This window comes from Ruegeria sp. H6 (assembly GCF_056532975.1).
Genome location: NZ_JBQFOA010000002.1, coordinates 441,616 through 462,550 on the forward strand (window position 1 = coordinate 441,616; position 20,935 = coordinate 462,550).

The window sequence follows — 20,935 nt, forward strand, 5'->3', positions numbered from 1 at the left end:
GTTGCACCGCCCATGTCAAGGCCAATCGCGACTGGCTTGCGCAGGTTTCCATCCGCGCCTTAGCCGGGCAAGGTTGCAGCCCCCATATAGGTGTGAATCTGATCCCGCTCGGCCTTTGATAGGCCAAGGGCGGTGGCCAGTTGCATCAGATACGTCGCCTCACGTTCGTTATCCAGCCGAATCGCAGCGAGGGATGTCGCATAGATCTGGGTTTTCAATGCAGCCCCTGCATCCGCGGCCAACCCCATGACGTCGATCGGAGCCTCCATCTGCTCAAGAACAAAAGCGCGTTCTTCTTCGCTGATATCATCGCCAAGCTCGCCGATGATGGTCTGCTTTTCTTGCGCATCCAGTTCACCGTCCGCTTTGGCAGCCTGGATCATCGCACGCAGCATCAGCTTGGCCTGTTGCTCCATCGCGGCCCCGGCTGGCGTGCCGCCGAAGACGGCCTCCATCATGTCTGCCGATTGCTTGCCGCCGGTTTTCGCGGCCCCCTGCATGGCATTCAACAGACCGCCCAGACCCGCGGCACCTGCAGCGCCGCCGCCCAAGCCCATTTTGCCAATCATGTCCTGCAGGCCAGAGGCACCACCCGGCATCCCGAACTGCTCGGCCATTTTACCCAATTGATCCATGCCAAAACCACCACCCGCGCCCTGCATCATGTCCTGCAAGCCTGCCATACCGCCCATTTCCTTGTACTTTTCCAGCCCTTTTGCAGCGGCGAAACCCACGGCGACCGAGGCCAATGTCTTCATGAAACTCATAACAATCCTCCCAACTTCGAAATCCAATTGAAGACAGGTTAACAGGTGACGGTGATTTTAGACACCGGCGGCGCAGGATTGCCTAGCTGGTCGGCGAAATACGCGCGGAGGGCCTGTAAGCCGGATCTTGTTCCGGGGTTGCCCCCTTTGATGACCATTCCTCTAGGCCGTGCATTGCTGCACGGCTCAAGCTGCCAACCCGGTCCCTCTCGGCCAAGACAGGCTTAGCGGCGGTATCGGCTGACGCCGACCGGCCCGCGCGGGGACCCTATTTGGCATTGCTCCCGGTGGGGCTTGCCGTGCCGCCCCTGTCGCCAGAGGCGCGGTGGGCTCTTACCCCACCGTTTCACCCTTACCTGTGACCGAGGTCGCAGGCGGTCTGATTTCTGTGGCGCTTTCCGTCGGGTTACCCCGCCCGGGCGTTACCCGGCACCGTTGTCTTGTGGAGTCCGGACTTTCCTCTCGGGTCTTGCGACCCCAGCGGCCATCCGGCCCTCCGCGCGACGGCTTGGGTAGGCTGAGAGGCAGGCGCCGTCAAGGGTGGATCATGTCCACAAGGCGGTATGCCCAAGCGCCGAGAAATCTTCGGGAGCAAGCGGCCCCTGCCCCCAAGGCCGGTATCTGAGCCGAACTGCGGAAAGCAGCGTTTCATCATCGGTATCGGCGGTAAATCCGACCTCTTGGGCCAATGTTCGGAACAATGCGATCGGGGCATTCTGAGGCCCATCGTCGGAACCGCCTTGTCTTGCAAATCCCTGTCGTGCCAGGCGTGACCAATCAAAACGCGGCCCTGGATCGGTTTTGCGTCCTGGCGCCATGTCGGAATGGCCAATGATACGTTCGGGCGAAATGGACCAGCGTTGTATGATGGTGGGCAACAGGCTTTCCAATACGGCCATTTGCGGTTCGGCAAACGGGTGGTTGCCGCGATTGTCCAGTTCGATCCCGATTGAACGCGAATTGATATCGGTTCGTCCGCGCCATTCCCCGGCCCCGGCATGCCATGCCCGGTCCTCTTCCCGGACCATCTGCCAGAGCGTCCCATCTGCGCCGATCAGATAATGCGCCGACACCTCATGCGCGGGATCACACAGCCGGTCCAGCGCGGCAGCAGCGCTGTCCATTGCGGTGTAGTGCAGGACAATCAGCGAAGGTTTCAACCCATCCCGGCGCGGGCCGAAATTGGGTGATGGGTGCCAGATCGGGCTCAGGTCAGTTGCTGACGGCACTGCGGAACGGGCTGGGATCCCAGCCGCATGCGTATCCGTCGCCATCCGGGTCCAAGCCCTTGCGGTCGCGCTGTGGGCCACCATTGGCCAGAAACTCGATCTGCGCCTGATCCGGCGATGCAAATTGTGAGCAGTTGCGCTGCGCCTTAGCCTGCAGGTTGAAGCCCGCTCGGCTGTAAAGCTGCGTGCCAACCGGGTTCGACGTGCTCAGCGCGTATTGCACGATATTGGGCTGACCATCCGCGCCACGCTGAGGCACGGCGGTGGGTGCGACAACCTCATAGGTCTGGCGGTTTTGCTCGATCCGGGCGGCGTCACCTTCGATGCTGCGGCGGTTGGATACGGCCTCAAAATCCTGCTCGTCCGAAATCGCGGTGTTGCTGGACAGCGGAACCGCTGTCACCGGCTGTGTCTGCCCCGATGAGGTGCTGGCCAAAGCAGCCGCTGTCTGATCCGCGATGTCCTGAGCGCTGCCGCCGGTTGTCGGCGCATAGAAACCCGCGTCGCCCTGATCCGACAACGTCTCGGTCGAAATGGCATCAGGCGGCAGCAGCGGATTGCCTGCGATGCCCTGCCCCGCCAACTGCGCCTCGCGCTGCGCCTGATATTGGGGGGTGTTGAACCCCGTCCCCGAAATCGGCGTGACGTTGTCGCAGGCGGCAATCAATCCCAAGGCCGGGATCAGAAGCATCTTGCGCATTCGGCTGCTCCACTTTGTGTTGTCTTACCGACCCAGATTTACCACCATTTCGACGGCTTGGCCACAAACCCTGCGGCGTTTTCCAGGGCATAGGCCGTGTTGAGCAGATCGCCCTCGTCCCAGGGACGGCCGATCAGCTGCAAACCCAACGGAAGGCCTTGTTTATCGAGCCCCGCGGGTACCGATATGCCGGGTAAACCAGCCAGGTTCACAGTCACCGTGAAGACGTCGTTCAAGTACATTTGAACAGGGTCAGCCTCAGTCATTTCTCCCAGACCGAAGGATGCCGAGGGCGTTGCCGGGGTCAGGATCGCGTCGATCCCGGCGGCGAAGACATCTTCGAAGTCTTTCTTGATCAGAGTGCGAACGCGACGCGCGCGGTTGTAATATGCGTCGTAGAAGCCCGCCGACAGCACATACGTACCGATCATGACGCGGCGCTGAACCTCGTGGCCAAAGCCTTCGGCGCGGGTCTTTTCGTACATCTCGGTGATGCCGTCGCCCTGCGCCAGCTGCGCGCGACGCCCGTACCGGACGCCATCATAGCGGGCCAGGTTCGAGGACGCTTCGGCAGGTGCGATCACATAATACGCGGGCAGCGCGTATTTGGTGTGCGGCAATGAGATATCGACGATCTCGGCCCCCGCGTCTTTCAGCATTTCGGCGCCGTCAGACCACAGCTTTTCAATTTCGGCGGGCATGCCATCCATCCGGTATTCCTTGGGGATACCGATTTTCTTGCCCTTGATGTCGCCGGTCAGCATCGCCTCGAAATTCGGGACGGCCAGTTCGGTGCTGGTGGAATCCTTGGGGTCGTGACCACACATGGTTTCCAGCATGATCGCCGCGTCACGCACGTTTTTGGTCATCGGTCCGGCCTGATCCAGCGAGGATGCAAAGGCCACGATGCCCCAACGCGAACAGCGCCCATAGGTGGGCTTGATGCCGGTGATACCGACAAAGGCAGCGGGTTGACGAATCGAGCCGCCGGTGTCGGTACCGGTTGCGGCCAGGCACAGATCAGCAGCCACGGCCGAAGCTGACCCGCCCGAGGACCCACCCGGCGTCAGTTGCGCGTCGTCATTGCCGCGCCGCCAGGGGCTGACCGCGTTGCCGTAAACCGAGGTTTCGTTGGACGAACCCATGGCGAATTCGTCCATGTTCAGCTTGCCCAGCATCACGGCGCCTGCGTCGGCCAGTTGCTGAGAGACGGTGGATTCGTATTCGGGCTTGAACCCGTCGAGAATTTTCGAAGCCGCCTGTGACGGCACACCCTTGGTGCAGAACAGGTCTTTGATGCCGATCGGCAGGCCGCACATCGACGGCGCATCGCCCGCCTTGATCCGCTCATCCGCTGCCTTGGCACGCTCCAACGCGATCTCGGGCGTTTTGTGGACAAACGCGTTCAGCGCGTCTGCGTCGTCGATGGCTTTCAGGCAGGATTCGGTCAACTCGACCGAGGTCACATCACCCTTGCGCAGCGCGTCGCGGGCCTCGGCCAGACTCAGTTTGTTCAGATCGCTCATGACTTACTCCACCACTTTGGGAACAGCGAAGAACCCTTCGCGCGCGTCGGGGGCATTGGACAGGACCTTGTCCTGCTGGTTGCCATCCGTGACGGCGTCCTGCCGGCGCTTCAGGCGCATCGGCTCGACCGAGACCATCGGCTCGACACCGTCGACATCGACCTCATTGAGTTGCTCGATAAACCCCAGGATTGTGTTGAATTCCGAGGCCAGCGCAGGCAGCGCGTCATCCTCGACCTTGATCCGGGCCAGTTTGGCCACCTTGGCGGCGGTGCTTTGGTCAATCGACATCGGTTTCCCTCATAAGCGTTAGAGGGCATTTACCTGTCCGTTGCCGCAGTCGCAAGTCCACCCGGACAATCACCGGGTTCAATCGTCCGGCATTGGTTCATGCTGCCGAAAAAATGGCTGCTGTACCTCGGGTGGCAAGCCGCTAGGATGGGGCCAGACACCACCCCAACGGAGCATGAGATGAGCGCGCAATTGCAAACCGTTCTGGACGCAATCGATGCGGCCAACGCCCAGGATCCGAACCTGGAATACGGCCAGCCCGAATCCCTGTTATACGGGCAGCGCATGAGCGAAGAGCTGCACCGCCTGTTCCCTGGTGCCTCAGAGGCTTTGCAGATCGCCGCACGCGGACAGCATGTTGAACGGTGGAAGCTGAAGCGCAGCGAATACCCTGAGGGCCGCGCCGGATATCTGGCCTGGCGCAAGGCGCAAGGCGTGTACCATGCCGACGTCGTCATGGGTTTGATGAAAGATGCGGGATATGCCCAAGGTCAGATCGATGCCGCGGGTCGGATGTTGCGCAAGGAGGGCATCAAGCGTGACCCGGATGTGCAGGCGCTTGAGGACGTGATCTGCTTTGTGTTTCTGAAATGGTATTTTCAACCCTTCGCCGCCAAGCATTCGGCCGAGAAAATCCAACGCATCGTTGAAAAGACCGCACGCAAGATGTCCCAAGACGGTCGCGCCCGTGCGCTGAGCGAGTTCGAGCTGCCCGAGGCGCTGGCCGCCGCCTTTCAGAACTGAATTTTCGGGGAAAGAGACGTCATGGACGACCTGAAGCTTTTGATCGACATCCATATCGGAGGCGACCGGCAAGGGCCCGGCAGCGATGATATGACACGCCGCGCTATCGGATTGGCGGGCCTGATCGGGCGCGATGGGCTGAAGATCGCGGATATCGGCTGTGGCACCGGTGCGGCCAGCCTTGTTCTGGCCCGCGAATTGCAAGCGCATGTAAGCGCCGTTGATTTGCTGCCGGATTTCCTGACCGTGCTGGAGCAGCGCGCAGCGGAGGCCGGATTGTCGCAACAGATCGAAACCATTGCCGCTTCGATGGATGCGTTGCCCTTCGACGAAAACGCGCTGGACGTCATCTGGGCCGAGGGGGCGATCTATAACATCGGCTTTGAAAACGGCGTGCAGACCTGGCGGAAGTTCCTGAAACCGGGCGGCATACTGGCTGTGTCCGAGCTGACATGGCTGACGCAAGACAGGCCTGAGGAACTGACCCGGCACTGGAACCGCGAATACCCCGAGGTTGCCCTGCCCTCGCAAAAAATCGCGCAGCTTGAAACGCATGGATTTGAACTGCTGGGGTATTTCCCGCTGCCACCCGAATGCTGGCGCGATGGGTATTACGGCCCGATTCAGGATCGGTTAGAGGGGTTTCTGGCCCGTCACGATCATTCGGATCAGGCCAAGGCGCTGGCCAAAGCGGAGCAGGCCGAGATCGATCTGTATGAACGCTACGCAGATTATGTCAGCTACGGCTTCTATATCGCCCGAAAACGCTCAGGGTGACCCAGACGCGTGCATCATTGCGCGGCGGTACACCTCGATCATCCAGCCCAGCATGATGGCGTTCAGAATGTGCCACATGAAATGCGTCCCCAGCGGGATTTGCGCGCAAAACGGTTCATCCACCGCCCGGAACAGAATCGAAGCGATCAGGATGCCAGCACCGATGGCCAACCCCCTCGCCGTTTCCGGCACGCGATTGCGCAGCAAGACCGCGTAGATCAGGATCAGCAGCGGAACAGGCGCGTAGCCTGCCGAGCTGCCCAGACCTGGGATCTGCTGGAACAGCGGAAGGGTAGCAGCGGCATAGGGAACGAACAGCAAGGTCACGCCCAGCGCTGGCCATTGCTTCATCCCCCAGACATCGCGGTTGATCGCAAAGATATAGACCAGAATGAAAAACAGGATCGGAGTGGTATCCGCGATTGCCGCCCAGATCTGTGCGTGCGTATGAAACAGGTAACTGCCGACACCGATCATCGCCAGGATGAGCACCAGCGCTCGCGCCATGGGCAGCGACTGCCCTTTCAGGCGCTGCCACATGATGAAGGCCGAGATCAAAAAGGCAGCGTTTGTGATCGCGTTGATCGGCTCGGCCCAATATTCGGGCGTCACCCTCTCGCAGTAGCCATCGATATGCAGTGTCCAGTCCATGGATTTTTACATAACGGATGCTAGGCTGGGACCAAGCGCTTTTTCAGGAGGACAATTCATGAATATCATATGGCTGGGTCACGGCAGCTTTCGCATCGAAACCGCGGGGCAGGTTTTGTTGATCGATCCCTGGCTGACCGGCAACCCGTCTTTACCAGAGGACCAGCACGATGATGCCGTCGCAGGGACCACGCATATTCTGTTGACTCATACACATTTCGATCATGTGGTCGACATCCTGCCGCTTGCCAAACACCTGAAGGTTCCGGTGGTCGGTCAGTACGATCTGATGGGATATTGGGCCGAGGCAGAGGATATCGAAACAGTCGGGTTCAACAAAGGCGGAACCGTCGATCTGAATGGCGTCAAAGTCAGCATGGTCCCAGCTTCTCACAGCTCAACCTTTTCCACGCCGGACGGATTGCGAACGGGGGGGACCGAGGTTGGGTTCATGATCCAATCCGAAGGCCACATGGTCTATGTGTCCGGCGACACCGATATCATGGCGGATATGGAGTGGATGGGCGATTTCTATAAACCGGATATCGGCATCCTGTCTGCCGGTGGCCATTTCACCATGGACATGAAGGGGGCAGCCTATGCCGCCAAGCGGTATTTTAACTTCAAGACGGTCATCCCCTGCCATTACAAAACATTCCCGATACTGGAACAGTCGGCACAGGCTTTGATCGATGGCTTGCCGGGCGTCGATGTCATCGAGCCCGAGGTCATGAAAGCGATCACTCTCTGATGCCCGCATCGGATTTTTCAGATCAGGAATATCAGCACCGTCTGGCCACCACACGGGCGGCGATGGACCAACAGGGCATCGACACGCTGCTGGTGGCGGACCCTTCGAACATGGCCTGGCTGACCGGCTATGACGGGTGGAGCTTTTATGTGCCGCAGATGGTCATCCTGCCCCGGTCAGATTCACCGCTTTGGTGGGGGCGCACGCAGGACATGGCCGGGGCCGCGCAGACCACGTGGCTGAGTTCCGATGCCCTGCACGACTGGCCCGAAGAGCATGTGCAGCACCCCGATCATCACCCGGTCGAGGCGCTGGTTGCCCTCTTGCGGGATCATGGCTGGACCTCGCGTATCGGGGTCGAGATAGACAACTATTATTACTCGGCCGCAAGTCATCGCATCCTTGAGCGGTCCTTTGGCCCCGACGCGATGATTGATGCGACGGGTCTGGTCAACTGGCAACGCGCAGTGAAAAGCAACGCCGAGATCGAAATGATGCAAAAGGCGGGCATTCTGACCGCCCATATGCACGGCGTGTTACGCGCGGCGTTCCGGGAAGGATTGCCCAAGAACCAATTGGTGGCCGAGGTTCAGGCCGCAGGCATCGCCGGACTGCCAGATCTGGCCGGTGACTACCCGGCCATCGTTCCGATCGCGCCCTCGGGGACCGAGGCTTCAGCCTCGCACATCACCTGGAATGACCGACCGCTTGCACGCGGAGAAGCCACCTATTTCGAGATATCAGGCTGTTATCGCCGCTACCACTGCCCGGCCAGCCGCAGCCTTTTTCTGGGCGATCCGCCAGAGGATATCCGCCGCGCCGAGGCTGCGGTGCTGACGGCCATCGACGACACTCTGACAGCGGCGCGCCCTGGCACCACCTGCGAGGATGTCGCGGCCTGCGTCTATGCCAGCTTTGCAAAAGCGGGCTATGTCAAAGCCAACCGCACCGGATACCCGATCGGTCTGAGCTATCCCCCTGATTGGGGCGAACGCACCATGAGCTTGCGCCCCGGCGACACAACAGTGCTGAAGGAAAATATGACCTTCCACCTGATGCCCGGGCTTTGGACGCCGGATTGGGGATTGGCCATCACCGAAAGCTTTGTGGTCACCGCAGATGGCGGCAAGCCACTGGCGGACATACCGCGAGAGATGGTCGTGAAGCCCTAGGCGCGCTGCGCGGTAAAGAAAGACCGCAACAATTCGGCGCATTCCTCGGCGGCGATACCGTCGTACACCTCAGGCACATGGTGTGATTGAGGGTGCGAGAATACGCGCGCGCCGTGGGCGACCCCACCGGATTTCGGATCGGACGCACCATAATAGACGCGTCGGATTCGGGCAGCGGCCAAGGCGGCAGCGCACATGGCGCAGGGTTCCAGCGTCACGTAAAGATCGTGCTCTGGCAAACGCTCAGAGCCAGCAGCAGAACAGGCGGCGCGTAGGGCCAATATTTCTGCATGCGCTGTCGGGTCCGCCAATTCGCGCGTGCGATTGCCAGCGGTGGCGACAACCGTGCCATCGGGTGAGACGATCACGGCACCCACAGGCACTTCGCCACGCTCAGCAGCTGCCCGCGCCTCCTCAAGCGCTTTTGACATATGGGATTTGAACACCATACCCCTGACTGCCCCAGAAACCTGCCTTTCGCAAGCGGGCGGGATGCGTTATGGCCGGGGGATGAGCAATACCCCTCCTCCCGGCGACCGGATCGCCAAAGTGCTGGCCCGCGCCGGAGTCGCCTCGCGCCGCGAGGCTGAACGCATGATCGAAGCGGGTCGCGTGACCGTCAATGGCAAGGAAATCAGCAGCCCCGCGCTGAATGTGACGACCAGGGACAAGATCACCGTTGACGGCAAACCGGTATCTGCACCGGAACCCTCGCGGCTGTGGCTCTACCACAAGCCTCCGGGTCTGGTGACCACGGCGCGCGACGAAAAAGGGCGGGCCACGATCTTTGACGATCTGCCAAAAGACATGCCGCGTGTCATGAGCGTGGGGCGGCTTGACCTGAATTCCGAGGGTCTTCTGCTGCTGACCAATGATGGCGGCATCAAGCGAAAGCTTGAGTTGCCAGCGACAGGCTGGCTGCGCAAATACCGCGTGCGCGTGAACGGGCGCCCGAAAGAGGAAGACTTTGAACCGCTGCGCAAAGGATTGGTCATCGACGGCGAGCGCTTTCAACCGATGACCGTGACGCTGGACCGTCAGCAAGGTGCAAATGCCTGGCTGACCATCGGCTTGCGCGAGGGCAAGAACCGCGAAATCCGGCGCGCCATCGAAGATATCGGCTTTGTGGTGAACCGGCTTTTGCGCGTCTCTTATGGCCCGTTTCAGCTGGGCACGCTGAAATCCGGCGAGGTTGAAGAAATCCGCCGCAAGGTGCTGCGCGATCAATTGGGGCTCGACGGGTCGGAAAAATCCGAGACGTCGCCAAAACGCCCGACCCGTCCGCAGCGAAAACGGGCGCCGACCGGCAGAAAAACTCGCAAGTGACGCGGGTTATGCAACCTTCCCCCTAGCGCCAAGCCTGTGCATCCTCTAAGTTTTCTATGAAGGCTGCCGTGGGGAAATATCATGTCCGGAACCGGAGTGCAGAAACTGGCCTATGTGGCCTTGCTGGCGCTGTTGTTCGGCGTCTGCACCGGCCTGCTGGGGGGCTTATAGGCGCATGGCCAAACGCTATGGCGGAAAATACAGCCCCCAAGACGGGTCCGAGGCCACTCAGGTCAAACAACGCGGCCAATTTGACGGCGCGCGTGTAGAACCGGCTGGTGCGCGGGCCAACCTGCTGTTTCTGCCTGCGGTTCCCTTGGTTTTTTTGTCGATCAACGATGGTGCCATCGGCATGACGATGGGGTTGGTCGCGGCGGGCCTGTTGACCGCTGCCGCGTTTTTGCTGCGCGAAGGGTTGCGGGCCGAAGCGGCTTATAACGCGCGTCGAACCGCGCGCCGCCCTGCATTTCCCCGCAAGATTTTCGCCAGCGTCCTGACCGGTCTTGGGGCCGCGCTGGCATCCTACCGGTCGGAATACCTGGATGCTGAAACGGTTGGACAGATCAGCCTGTTGGCCCCGGTTCTGTTTGGGGCAGCCGCGGCGGGGCTGCATTCGCTGTCATTCGGCCTTGATCCCCTGCGGGACAAGGGCATGGAAGGCGTCGACACCTTCCAGCAAGATCGCGTAGCACGCGTCGTTGATGACGCTGAAAAGCACCTGGCCGAGATGACCGACGCGATCAAACGCGCTGGCGACCGTCAGGTCGAGGCGCGGGTCGAGCGATTTCAGGATACCGCCCGCGATCTGTTCCGCACGGTCGAAGAAGACCCGCGCGATCTGGCGGGTGCCCGGAAATACATGACCGTTTATTTGCAGGGCGCGCGCGATGCGACGGTCAAGTTCGCAGATGTGTATGCGCGCACCCGGGATGCCCAGGCTTTGGCTGATTATTCGGCTTTGCTGGACGATCTGGAGCAAAATTTCGCGGCGCGAACCCAGAAAATGCTATTGGATGACCGCAGCGATCTGACGGTTGAAATTGATGTGTTGCGCGAAAGACTGCAACGCGAAGGTGTCCGGCTGGATTGACCGGCCGAATTTTGAACGAGGATTACCCCATGTCCGATGAAATCAAGAACAAGGCGGTCGAGGCCGAAACGCTGGTGCAGGAAGTGACTGCCGTGGCTTTGCCGGAACCTCAGGCCGAGATCATACCGCTGGAAGATGCGGATGAACCCGTTGGCGCAGAGATCCGCAAACGCATGGACGAGATCGACATGGACAACACCAACTCGATCGTTTCGTTCGGCTCGTCCGCTCAGGCCGAGTTGCAGGAGATTAGCCAGGCGATGCTGGCGGATGTGCGCAACAAGGATGTAGGCCCCGCCGGTGACAGCCTGCGCAACATCGTCACCACCATTCGTGGGTTTTCTGTCAGCGAGCTGGACGTGCGCCGTGAACGCAGCTGGTGGGAGAAACTGTTGGGCAAGGCCGCCCCATTTGCCAAGTTCACCGCGCAGTTCGAAGAAGTGCAAAGCCAGATCGACAAGATCACCGATGACCTACTGGGGCACGAGCACACCCTGCTGAAAGACATCAAATCGCTCGACCTGCTCTATGAAAAAACGCTGGGTTTTTACGATGAGCTCGCGCTTTACATTGCAGCCGGTGAAGAAAAGCTGACCGAGCTGGACAGCCAGGGCATTCCGGAAAAAGAGGCCGAGGTTCAGGCCGCGCCCGAAGACGCCCAGGTCATGAAAGCGCAGGAATTGCGCGATCTGCGGGCCGCCCGCGACGATCTCGAACGCCGGGTGCACGATTTGAAATTGACGCGACAGGTTACAATGCAATCCTTGCCGTCCATTCGTTTGGTGCAGGAAAACGACAAATCGCTGGTCACCAAGATCAACTCGACCCTGGTGAATACCGTGCCGCTTTGGGAAACGCAGCTGGCGCAGGCCGTCACCATCCAGCGCAGCTCTGAGGCTGCTGCGGCCGTGCGCGATGCCAATGACCTGACCAATGAGCTGCTGACTGCGAACGCGGCAAACCTGCGCGAGTCGAACAAGGTGATCCGCGAAGAGATGGAGCGTGGTGTCTTTGACATTGAGGCTGTGAAACAAGCCAACGCGGACCTGATCGGCACCATTAACGAAAGCCTTGCCATTGCGGACGAAGGCAAAGCCAAGCGCGCCGAGGCCGAGGTCGAACTGCAGAAGATGGAGGCAGAACTGCGCGACACGCTGGCATCGGCCAAAGCCCGCAAGGATGACGGGGACGACGCTGCCGGCAATCCGGCGCAGGGCTAAGGACGGCTTCGATGGGTCTGGCCGGAAGGTTTCAGCGTGCTTGCGCCACGGTTTCGCTGATCGCGCTTACCGCGTGCGAGACGGTGTTGGAAACAGCGCCTGACCCACAGCCGCGTCCAGCTCAGCCGCAGGTTGCGGCCAATGCCTATGTGCCGCCGTCCGCCGCCAGTCAGGATCTTGCGCGGTTTTATCGACGAATTGAGCGTGACCTGCAGACGCGCGGCCTGTTGCGGATTGACGGTGGCGGGCCGGACACGCCCTACGAGGCGGACGATCTGGCCCGGAACTTCGAGCGGATCGCGTTCTTTAGTGAATACCCCGACGATGTCGCCTCGATCGGGGCCCGGCAGACGGACGGGCAGCTCAGCCGTTGGTCCGGGCCGGTGCGTGTTCAGCCCGAATTCGGCCCCTCGGTCGCGCCTGAAATTCGCGAAAAGGACAAAGCGGATGTGACAGCCTATACCGCCCGGCTGGCAAAACTGACCGGGCATCCGATCTCGACCGTCAGTCGCAATGGCAATTTCCATGTGTTCTTTGCCGGTAAAGACGACAGCAGCTACGTGGTCGGTCGGCTCAAGCAGTTGATACCCAACATCGGTCAGGCGACCTTGGATCTGATCGCCAATCCGCGCCCCTCATTCGATTGCTTTGTCTTTGCATCTGCCACCAGCGGTTCGCCCAACGTCTATGTGCGTGCGGTTGCGTTGATCCGGGCAGAGCTGCCCGATCTTGTCCGGCTCAGCTGTATTCATGAAGAGATCGCGCAAGGTTTGGGCCTGCCCAATGACAGCCCGGCGGCGCGCCCGTCGATTTTCAACGACGATGATGAGTTTGCCTTGCTGACCAGCCATGATGAAAAGCTGCTGAGGTTGCTATACGATCCTCGTCTGAAACCAGGCACCACTGTTGAGCAGGCGCGGCCAGTGGTGCGGATCATTACCCGGGAGATGATGGGCCTGCCCCTCTGACCGATTTTACAGGAGAACCCCAATGGGAATTTTCGATTTTCTGACCGGAGAATTCATTGACGTCATTCATTGGGTCGACGACACGCGCGACACGATGGTCTGGCGGTTCGAGCGGGAAGGGCACGAGATCAAATACGGCGCCAAGCTGACCGTGCGCGAGGGACAATCGGCGGTCTTTGTGCACGAGGGACAACTGGCGGATGTGTTCACGCCAGGCCTTTACATGCTTGAAACCAACAACATGCCGATCCTGACCACGTTGCAGCATTGGGACCACGGCTTTCAATCTCCGTTCAAGTCCGAGATTTATTTCGTCAACACAACCCGGTTCAACGATCTGAAATGGGGCACGAAGAACCCGATCATGTTGCGCGACCCGGAATTTGGACCGACTCGTATTCGTGCCTTTGGTACCTACACAACTCGCGTCAAGGATCCGGCGAAATTTCTGGTCGAAATCGTCGGCACCGATGGCGAGTTCACGATGGATGAGATCAGTTTCCAGATCCGCAATATCATCGTGCAGGAATTCAGCCGCGTGATTGCCGGTTCGGGCATCCCTGTTCTGGACATGGCTGCCAACACCGCCGATCTGGGCAAACTGATCGCGGCCGAGGTCTCTCCGGTGCTGGAGGGTTATGGGTTGGAGATGCCCGAGTTCTACATCGAAAACATCTCACTACCGCCCGCGGTTGAGGATGCGCTGGACAAACGCACCTCGATGGGGCTGGCCGGGGATCTGGGCAAGTACACCCAGTATTCGGCGGCCGAGGCGATGACCGCCGCCGCCAACAACCCCGGTCAGGGCGGCGGCATGGGCGCTGGCCTTGGGATGGGTATGGGCATGGCGATGGCCAACCAGATGGCGAACATGGCAGCGGGTCAACCATCAGGCCCGTGGGGAGCCCCCGCCCCCGCTGCCCCGCAGACGCCCGCGCATGCGGCACCGCCGCCACCCCCACCCGTTGAGCATGTTTGGCATGTTGCGGTGGATGGCCAGACCAGCGGCCCGTTCTCGAAGGCCAAGATGGGACGGATGGCCACCGATGGCGAAATCACCCGCGACACCCATGTCTGGACCGCAGGTCAGGACGGATGGAAGAAAGCGGGCGATGTGCAGGAACTGGCGCAGTTGTTCACGATCCTGCCACCCCCGCCGCCGGGAAGCTAAGCGAGTGAATGAAGCCAATTACATGTCCCCATACTCCCGTCGCGACCTAAGTTGCGCCGTCAAATTGGCCGCGCTGTTTGGATGGGTGGGTGTAATTGGCGTACCACTTTTTTCTTCTGAATTTCGAAACGGTATCGATCTGAACTCGCTATCTCTTGTTTTTTGGTATGCGTTGTTTGGCTTGCCATTTTCTCTTTTTATTTGCTGGCTGTTAGTCAAACCGTTTCTACGTATCATGATGCGCCACCAAGTCAGCTATTTTCGCGCTATCATTTGGGGTGCAGGAATTGCGGGCAACATCATCGCTATTCGACTGATCATCAGGTTTCTTATAAGTTGGCGTTTGTCGCAGAATCCCAAAAGCACATCCAGTTTTGGCGACGGAACTGGCACCATCTCGGTAAACGGTGTCTATACCGACTACGGCTGGTGGTTATTTGCAAAAAGTTCTCTGAAATTTCTTATTATCTGTATTGTAGCAGCGTTGGTGGTGCGCATGATTATAGGCCCAGGGAACAGCAGCCCTCAAACAGAGGTCAGTCAATGACCGAAGAACACCGTTTCCCCTGTAACAACTGCGGTGCGGATTGCCGCTTTAACCCCGGTGACGGGACACTGATCTGCGATCATTGCGGCAATACCGAGGCGATCGGGGCGGGCCCTTGGGGAGGGGCCAGTCTGCGCGAGCTAGATTTTGATGCGGCCATTGCAGACCGCCTGCCGGACAGCGAGATCGAAGAGACGCGGGTTTTGAGCTGCCCGAACTGTGCCGCTCAGGTCGAGTTTGATCCGAACACACATGCTGCGGAATGTCCGTTTTGCGCCACACCGGTCGTGACCGATACGGGCGTGAACCGGCATATCAAGCCCCGCGGCGTGCTGCCGTTTGCGCTTGATGAACGCTCGGCGCACAAGGCGATGGGGGACTGGTTGGGCCGCTTGTGGTTCGCACCAAACGGCCTGAAGGACTATGCCCGCAAGGGGCGCAAGATGCAGGGCATCTATGTGCCCTACTGGACCTTCGACGCAGACACCAAATCCGAGTACCGGGGGGAACGCGGCGTTGTTTACTATGAAACCCGGACTGTGATGCGCGACGGGAAACGGGTGCAGCAACAGGTGCCAAAGGTACGCTGGAGCCCCAAATCGGGTCGCGTCGCCCGCTTTTTCGATGATGTGCTGGTGCTGGCCTCCCGGTCTTTGCCCAAATCCTACACGGACGCACTGGAACCCTGGGACCTGCCCGCGCTGGAGCCCTACCAGCCCGAGTACCTGGCCGGGTTCCGGGCCGAAGCGTATACCGTCGAGTTGAACGAGGGATACCAAGAGGCGCGCGGCCACATGGCTCGGGTGATCGAACGGGATGTGCGGTTTGATATCGGCGGGGATCGCCAACGCATCCATGCGCTGGATACCGAAATCCGGGATGTGACCTTCAAACACATTCTGCTGCCTGTCTGGATGGCCGCTTACAAATATCGCGGACAGACCTATCGCTTTGTCGTCAATGGACGGACAGGCCGGGTTCAGGGCGAACGGCCATGGTCGGCGATCAAAATCGCCATTGCGGTCACCCTTGGTCTGCTTGTGGCAGCCGGGGTCGGATATCTTGCGGCGACAGGGCAGCAATAGTGGTTAAGGCTTGCAGCCGACTGATATGCCGTTAGTTTTCTCTCAGGGCACTTGGGGGGACATGTGACACTTTCGGTTTTGAACCAACTTCTGCACGCGCGCCATTCCTGTCGGGCGTTTCGTCCTGAGCCCGTACCTCGCGACATGATCGAAAAGATCCTGACCAGCGCGGGCCGAGTACCCAGTTGGTGCAACGCCCAGCCGTGGCAAGTGATCATCACCAGCGCAGATGAGACGGACAGATTCCGCCGCGCCTTGCAGGCCGAAGTAGCAACCGCACCGGCAAACCCGGATCTGCCGTTTCCCACCGGATATTCCGGTGCCTATCAGGAACGCCGCCGCACCTGTGGCTGGGCATTGTACGAGGCTGTTGGCGTTGAAAAAGGCGACCACGAGGCTTCGGCCCGACAGATGCGCCGCAACTTTGATCTGTTTGACGCACCACATTGCGCGATCCTGTCCAGCCCTGCCGAGTTGGGGCCTTATGGTGCGATGGACAGCGGTGGCTTTGTCACGGCCTTCACGCTTGCAGCGCAGGCGTTGGGCGTCGCGACCATCCCTCAGGCAGCGGTGGCGGCCTATGGGCCGTTCCTGCATCGTTATTTCTCAATTCCCGAGGATCGGTTGATCTTGTGTGCGATCTCGTTCGGGTTTGCAGATACCGATCATCCCGCCAACGCCTTTCGGACAGAACGCGCGCCGTTGGACGCATTCGTCGACTGGCGCGACTAGACAGGATCAGGAAACATGCGCGCCCTTTTGCAAAGAGTATCTCGAGCATCTGTGACCACCGGCGGGCAAGTGGTTGGCCGTTGCGGCCCCGGATTGCTGATCCTTGTCTGCGCCATGCAAAGCGACGGGCCGGATCAAGCGGTGGAACTGGCGCTAAAAATCTCAAAACTCAGGATTTTCAAGGACGACAAGGGCAAGATGAACCGGTCGATCCTGGATGTTGGCGGGACCGCACTTGTAGTCAGCCAGTTCACTCTGGCGGCAGACACGTCGCGCGGAAATCGCCCCGGCTTTTCGAACGCTGCACCGGCTGAGGAAGGGCAACGTCTGTATGAGGGTTTCGTCCAACAGCTCTCGGGTCTGGGCATTGGCGTGGAGACGGGTGTCTTTGGTGCGGATATGGACGTTGAACTGGTCAATGATGGGCCGGTCACGATCATGATGGATATCTGAGACTGCGGCGTTTGGCGCAGCAAGGGGTAAGCGAATGACACAATCCAGCAATGCGCTTCGCGAAATCGAGGAGATCTCGGATCTGGTCCTTACGATGTCCGATGGCTGCCGTTTGTCGGCCCGCGTGTGGCGGCCGGTGGATTGTCTGGACGATCCCGTTCCGGCCATTGTCGAACACCTGCCCTATCGCAAACGCGACGGCACAACAGCGCGCGATGCGTTGACCCACCCATGGTTTGCCAAACGGGGCTACGCCTGCATTCGTGTCGATATGCGCGGCAATGGCGACAGCGAAGGATTGATGGAGGATGAGTATACCCAGCAAGAGCTGGATGACGCAGTCGAGGTGATCGCCTGGCTGGCCGACCAGCCCTGGTGCACCGGATCGGTTGGCATGATGGGGATCAGTTGGGGCGGCTTCAACTCTTTGCAAGTTGCGGCATTGCGGCCCGAGGCGCTGAAGGCGATTATCACCCTGTGTTCGACGGCAGATCGTTACGCGGATGACATTCACTACAAGGGCGGATGCCTTTTGAATGAGAACCTTGGCTGGGGCGCGACGATGTGGTCCTATTCCTCGCGCGCACCGGACCCGGCATTGCGGGACAACTGGCGTGCGCTTTGGCTGGACCGGCTAAAGGCCCAACCCTTTCTGCCGTCGCTCTGGCTGCGTCATCAAAGCCGGGACGCTTATTGGAAGCACGGGTCCGTGTGCGAGGATTTCGATGCCATTCAGGCGGCAACATTGGCCATCGGCGGTTGGGGGGACAGCTATAAGAACACGGTTCCCTATCTGGTCGAAAACCTGAACGCGCCGGTCAAAGGGATCGTTGGGCCATGGGTGCACAAATACCCCCATTTCGCCATTCCCGAACCTCGGATCGGTTTCCTGCAAGAGGCGCTGCGGTGGTGGGATCATTGGTTGAAAGGTCTGGAGACCGGGGGCGAAAACGACCCTGATTACCGCGCCTATCTGATGGATGGTGTGCGCCCGGCCCGTTGGTACACGGAACGCGCGGGCACCTGGATCGCAGAACACGGCAGCGCGACATCACATCTTGAAACCGTTGACATGGTGCTTAGCGATGCTGGCTTGGATCAGCCCGGCACATTGGACCAAAAGGTTCGCTCGCCGCATCACTGCGGTATGGACAGCGGTGAGTTCTGCGCGATCTGGCTGGGTCCGGACATGCCCGGTGACCAAAGGGCCGACGATGCCATGTCTGCCTGCTTTGACAGCCCGCCACTTAGCCAGGATATGGCGATTACCGGTGCGCCGCGCATCCGCTTGCGGCTGAGCGCGGATAAACCGCAGGCGCAATTGGCCGTGCGGCTCAATCACATTCATCTTGACGGGGCGTCCACGCGGATCACCTATGGTGTATTGAACCTGACCCATCGCGACAGCCATGCCGCGCCTGCCCCCCTGACAGAAGGCGAGCCTTATGAGGTTGAATTGAACCTCGACCATATCGCCTATTGCGTCCCCAAAGGTCACCGGCTTCGCGTCGCGATTTCCAGCGCCTATTGGCCATTGATCTGGCCTTCGCCGGACACTGCGGAACTTCACCTGACGGGCGGCAGTCTTTCGATTCCCACTCGGACGCGGCCAGGTCGGGACGAATACACGTTCCCGCCTGCAGAATCGGAGAAGCCACACCCGGTCGCGACTCTGCGGGACCCAAGCAATTCGCGGCGGGTAGAATCAGACATGAACACAGGCACTGTCCGACTGGTGATAGAGGATGATTTTGGACAGGTTCGCCACGAAGATCATGGCCTGATCAGCGGCAGCCGGGCACGCGAAGAATGGTCGATCCATCCTGACAACCCATTGTCAGCACGAGGGTTTTGCCACTGGACCCAAGAATTGTCTCGCGGCGACATACACCTGAGAACCGAAGCCACTTGCGAAATGTGGTCAGATCGCGACTGTTTTTTCCTGAAGGCGGAAATGCAGGCATTCGAAGGAGAAGAGCTCGTCTACTCAAATCAAATCAACGACAAAATACCGCGTCATGAGGTATGATGCGGGCAAACAATCGATCAAGTTTTAAACTTGCCCGGGCGGCAGAAATGCGCGAACATTGACTCATGCGTCAATAAAAAGCCCGATAGAGGCTAATCCAATCAACTGGGAGAATTTGGATGAACGATCAACTCACTCACATGTCTAAACTGGTCGCGGCCGGACGAATGTCGCGCCGTGAATTCATGGGCCGCGCTGCGGCACTGGGTGTTTCCATCGCGGTGGCGGGCAGCGTTTTTGCAACTGCCGCACGGGCGGCGGGACCTGTCAAAGGCGGTACAATCCGCGTTGGGATTCAAGGCGGTGGCTCTTCGGACAGTCTTGATCCGGCGCTCGCGGCAAACGCCACTGCAACGCAGGTTATTCGCTTGTGGGGCGAACCTTTGCTGGAACTGAATCCCACAGGTGGTCTGTGGCCGCGTCTGGCTGAAAGCTTTGAGGCCTCCGCTGATGCGCGCGTCTGGACCTTCAAGATCCGCTCGGGCGTGAATTTCTCGAATGGCAAAACAATGACGGCCGATGACGTTCTGGCCACGATGGAGCGTCACGCCGGCGAAGAATCGCAGTCCGGCGCACTTGGCCTGTTGCGCGGCATCCAGTCCATGAGCGTCGAGGGCGACAAGTTTATTGTCGAACTGGACAAACCCAACGCCGACCTGCCCTATCTGCTGACCGACTACCACCTGATCATCCAGCCCAATGGCGGCAAGGACGATCCGACCGCGGCGATCGGAACCGGGCCATATGTGCTGAGCGATGTGGAACCGGGCGTTCGTTTCGTCGGAACCAAGAATTCCGACTATTGGGACGACACTGTGGGCCATGCCGACACGATCGAACTGATTGTCATTAACGACGACACGGCGCGCGTAGCTGCGTTGCAGTCGGGTCAGGTGCACATGATCAACCGCGTGCCACCACGCACCGCGAATCTGGTTGGCCGCGCGCCTAACATCAATCTGCGCACCACATCGGGTCCGGGCCACTACGTGTTCATCATGCACGCCAACACCGCGCCTTTTGACAACAATGACCTGCGACTGGCGCTGAAATACGGCATGAACCGTCAGGAGATGGTCGACAAGATTCTGTTCGGATTTGGCTCGGTCGGGAACGACACGCCGATCAACAGCTCGTATCCGCTGTTCATCGAATCGGAACAGCGTGAATACGATCCGGACAAAGCGGCATTCCACCTCAAGGAATCCGGCTTTGATGGGTCGATCCTGTTGCGGACATCGGACAACTCGTTCCCAGGTGCGCCGGATGCTGCGGCCCTGTTCCAGCAATCCTGTGGTGCCGCCGGTATCAATATCGAGATCAAGCGCGAACCCAATGACGGCTATTGGTCCGAAGTCTGGAACAAGCAGCCCTTCTGCACCAGCTATTGGGGTGGTCGCTCGACGCAGGACTTCATGTTCTCGACAGCGTATCTGTCAACCGCTGACTGGAACGACACCCGGTTCTTCAATGAGCAGTTTGACCAGCTTCTGTTCGCCGCGCGCGGCGAGCTGGACGAAGCCAAACGGGCCCAGATGTATGCGGACATGTCCACCATTCTGCGCGACGAAGGCGGCCTGATCTGCCCGATGTTCAACCAGTTCATTGACGCCACAACCTCGGACGTGGAGGGTTGGGTCGATGCTCAGAACGGGTTTGATCTAAACAACTTCTATGCACCGATGACCATGTGGGTTGCTGCCTGA

The 20,935-nt window shown here is 59.7% G+C and carries 22 protein-coding genes and 1 other RNA gene; 15 read left to right on the forward strand and 8 right to left on the reverse strand.

The genetic code is table 11. The features are described 5' to 3' along the window. Positions 1 to 59: 59 nt before the first annotated feature. From ACR0AG_RS06870 to gatC, 6 genes are all read right to left on the reverse strand, one after another. The gene (locus tag ACR0AG_RS06870) at positions 60 to 767 is read right to left on the reverse strand and encodes a DUF533 domain-containing protein (RefSeq protein WP_480837529.1); all 708 of its coding nucleotides are present in this window, start codon (positions 765 to 767) and stop codon (positions 60 to 62) included. 100 nt (positions 768 to 867) lie between these two features. Beyond that, positions 868 to 1,267: RNase P RNA component class A (gene rnpB, locus ACR0AG_RS06875), an RNA gene on the reverse strand. A 45-nt stretch (positions 1,268 to 1,312) separates the two neighbouring features. Further along, the gene (locus ACR0AG_RS06880) at positions 1,313 to 2,041 is read right to left on the reverse strand and encodes an N-acetylmuramoyl-L-alanine amidase (RefSeq protein ID WP_480837530.1); all 729 of its coding nucleotides are present in this window, start codon (positions 2,039 to 2,041) and stop codon (positions 1,313 to 1,315) included. Then, the gene (locus tag ACR0AG_RS06885; protein WP_480837531.1) at positions 1,980 to 2,696 is read right to left on the reverse strand and encodes a hypothetical protein; all 717 of its coding nucleotides are present in this window, start codon (positions 2,694 to 2,696) and stop codon (positions 1,980 to 1,982) included. The genes ACR0AG_RS06880 and ACR0AG_RS06885 overlap by 62 nt, the downstream gene beginning before the upstream one ends. 38 nt (positions 2,697 to 2,734) lie before the next feature. Next, positions 2,735 to 4,222 carry an Asp-tRNA(Asn)/Glu-tRNA(Gln) amidotransferase subunit GatA gene (gatA, locus tag ACR0AG_RS06890; protein ID WP_480837532.1) on the reverse strand — a complete coding sequence of 496 codons (1,488 nt, stop codon included), beginning with the start codon at positions 4,220 to 4,222 and terminating at the stop codon, positions 2,735 to 2,737. A 3-nt stretch (positions 4,223 to 4,225) separates the two neighbouring features. Next, positions 4,226 to 4,513, reverse strand: coding sequence for an Asp-tRNA(Asn)/Glu-tRNA(Gln) amidotransferase subunit GatC (gatC, locus tag ACR0AG_RS06895; protein WP_480837533.1), 288 nt, complete (start codon positions 4,511 to 4,513; stop codon positions 4,226 to 4,228). A gap of 180 nt (positions 4,514 to 4,693) precedes the next feature. Here gatC and ACR0AG_RS06900 point away from each other — a divergent pair, with 180 nt between their 5' ends. Both ACR0AG_RS06900 and ACR0AG_RS06905 read left to right on the forward strand, forming a co-directional pair. Then, positions 4,694 to 5,257 carry a DUF4202 domain-containing protein gene (locus tag ACR0AG_RS06900; protein WP_480837534.1) on the forward strand — a complete coding sequence of 188 codons (564 nt, stop codon included), beginning with the start codon at positions 4,694 to 4,696 and terminating at the stop codon, positions 5,255 to 5,257. Positions 5,258 to 5,278: 21 nt separating this feature from the next. Further along, the gene (locus ACR0AG_RS06905; RefSeq protein WP_480837535.1) at positions 5,279 to 6,034 is read left to right on the forward strand and encodes a class I SAM-dependent methyltransferase; all 756 of its coding nucleotides are present in this window, start codon (positions 5,279 to 5,281) and stop codon (positions 6,032 to 6,034) included. Here the strand turns inward: ACR0AG_RS06905 and ACR0AG_RS06910 are convergent. Next, positions 6,026 to 6,685, reverse strand: a complete 660-nt coding sequence (locus ACR0AG_RS06910; protein WP_480837536.1) for a ceramidase domain-containing protein — start codon at positions 6,683 to 6,685, stop codon at positions 6,026 to 6,028. The genes ACR0AG_RS06905 and ACR0AG_RS06910 overlap by 9 nt on opposite strands. A 58-nt stretch (positions 6,686 to 6,743) precedes the next feature. Here ACR0AG_RS06910 and ACR0AG_RS06915 point away from each other — a divergent pair, with 58 nt between their 5' ends. Together ACR0AG_RS06915 and ACR0AG_RS06920 are read left to right on the forward strand one after the other, a co-directional pair. Beyond that, entirely contained in the window at positions 6,744 to 7,436 is a 693-nt protein-coding gene (locus ACR0AG_RS06915) for a metal-dependent hydrolase (RefSeq protein WP_480837537.1), read from the forward strand. Continuing rightward, entirely contained in the window at positions 7,436 to 8,608 is a 1,173-nt protein-coding gene (locus tag ACR0AG_RS06920) for a M24 family metallopeptidase (protein WP_480837538.1), read from the forward strand. The genes ACR0AG_RS06915 and ACR0AG_RS06920 overlap by 1 nt, the downstream gene beginning before the upstream one ends. On the opposite strand, the gene ACR0AG_RS06925 is transcribed toward ACR0AG_RS06920, so the two are convergent. Continuing rightward, positions 8,605 to 9,057, reverse strand: coding sequence for a nucleoside deaminase (locus ACR0AG_RS06925; protein WP_480837539.1), 453 nt, complete (start codon positions 9,055 to 9,057; stop codon positions 8,605 to 8,607). The two genes, ACR0AG_RS06920 and ACR0AG_RS06925, sit on opposite strands and share 4 nt — an antisense overlap. Before the next feature lie 61 nt (positions 9,058 to 9,118). Between ACR0AG_RS06925 and ACR0AG_RS06930 the strand changes: the two genes are divergently transcribed. The 11 genes from ACR0AG_RS06930 (at position 9,119) to ACR0AG_RS06980 (ending at position 20,935) form a co-directional block, all read left to right on the forward strand. Beyond that, entirely contained in the window at positions 9,119 to 9,934 is an 816-nt protein-coding gene (locus tag ACR0AG_RS06930; protein WP_480837540.1) for a pseudouridine synthase, read from the forward strand. 175 nt (positions 9,935 to 10,109) lie between these two features. Beyond that, positions 10,110 to 11,024, forward strand: coding sequence for a 5-bromo-4-chloroindolyl phosphate hydrolysis family protein (locus ACR0AG_RS06935; protein ID WP_480837541.1), 915 nt, complete (start codon positions 10,110 to 10,112; stop codon positions 11,022 to 11,024). A gap of 29 nt (positions 11,025 to 11,053) precedes the next feature. Further along, the gene (locus ACR0AG_RS06940; protein ID WP_480837542.1) at positions 11,054 to 12,244 is read left to right on the forward strand and encodes a toxic anion resistance protein; all 1,191 of its coding nucleotides are present in this window, start codon (positions 11,054 to 11,056) and stop codon (positions 12,242 to 12,244) included. Between the two features lie 11 nt (positions 12,245 to 12,255). After that, the gene (locus ACR0AG_RS06945) at positions 12,256 to 13,212 is read left to right on the forward strand and encodes a DUF2927 domain-containing protein (protein ID WP_480837543.1); all 957 of its coding nucleotides are present in this window, start codon (positions 12,256 to 12,258) and stop codon (positions 13,210 to 13,212) included. A 22-nt stretch (positions 13,213 to 13,234) separates the two neighbouring features. Continuing rightward, complete coding sequence (locus ACR0AG_RS06950; protein ID WP_480837544.1) at positions 13,235 to 14,383, forward strand: SPFH domain-containing protein; 1,149 nt, start codon at positions 13,235 to 13,237, stop codon at positions 14,381 to 14,383. A 4-nt stretch (positions 14,384 to 14,387) separates the two neighbouring features. After that, positions 14,388 to 14,930, forward strand: coding sequence for a hypothetical protein (locus tag ACR0AG_RS06955; protein ID WP_480837545.1), 543 nt, complete (start codon positions 14,388 to 14,390; stop codon positions 14,928 to 14,930). Continuing rightward, a complete protein-coding gene (locus ACR0AG_RS06960) occupies positions 14,927 to 16,015 on the forward strand; it encodes a TFIIB-type zinc finger domain-containing protein (protein WP_480837546.1) in 1,089 nt (362 codons plus the stop codon). The genes ACR0AG_RS06955 and ACR0AG_RS06960 overlap by 4 nt, the downstream gene beginning before the upstream one ends. Positions 16,016 to 16,078: 63 nt before the next feature. Next, positions 16,079 to 16,747, forward strand: a complete 669-nt coding sequence (locus ACR0AG_RS06965; protein WP_480837547.1) for a nitroreductase — start codon at positions 16,079 to 16,081, stop codon at positions 16,745 to 16,747. A gap of 15 nt (positions 16,748 to 16,762) precedes the next feature. Next, positions 16,763 to 17,200: a D-aminoacyl-tRNA deacylase gene (dtd, locus tag ACR0AG_RS06970; protein WP_480837548.1), complete on the forward strand. Its 438-nt coding sequence runs from the start codon at positions 16,763 to 16,765 to the stop codon at positions 17,198 to 17,200. Between the two features lie 34 nt (positions 17,201 to 17,234). Next, positions 17,235 to 19,229 (forward strand): CocE/NonD family hydrolase, encoded by a 1,995-nt coding sequence (locus tag ACR0AG_RS06975; RefSeq protein WP_480837549.1) that lies wholly within the window; start codon positions 17,235 to 17,237, stop codon positions 19,227 to 19,229. A gap of 119 nt (positions 19,230 to 19,348) precedes the next feature. Then, positions 19,349 to 20,935, forward strand: a complete 1,587-nt coding sequence (locus ACR0AG_RS06980) for an ABC transporter substrate-binding protein (protein WP_480837550.1) — start codon at positions 19,349 to 19,351, stop codon at positions 20,933 to 20,935.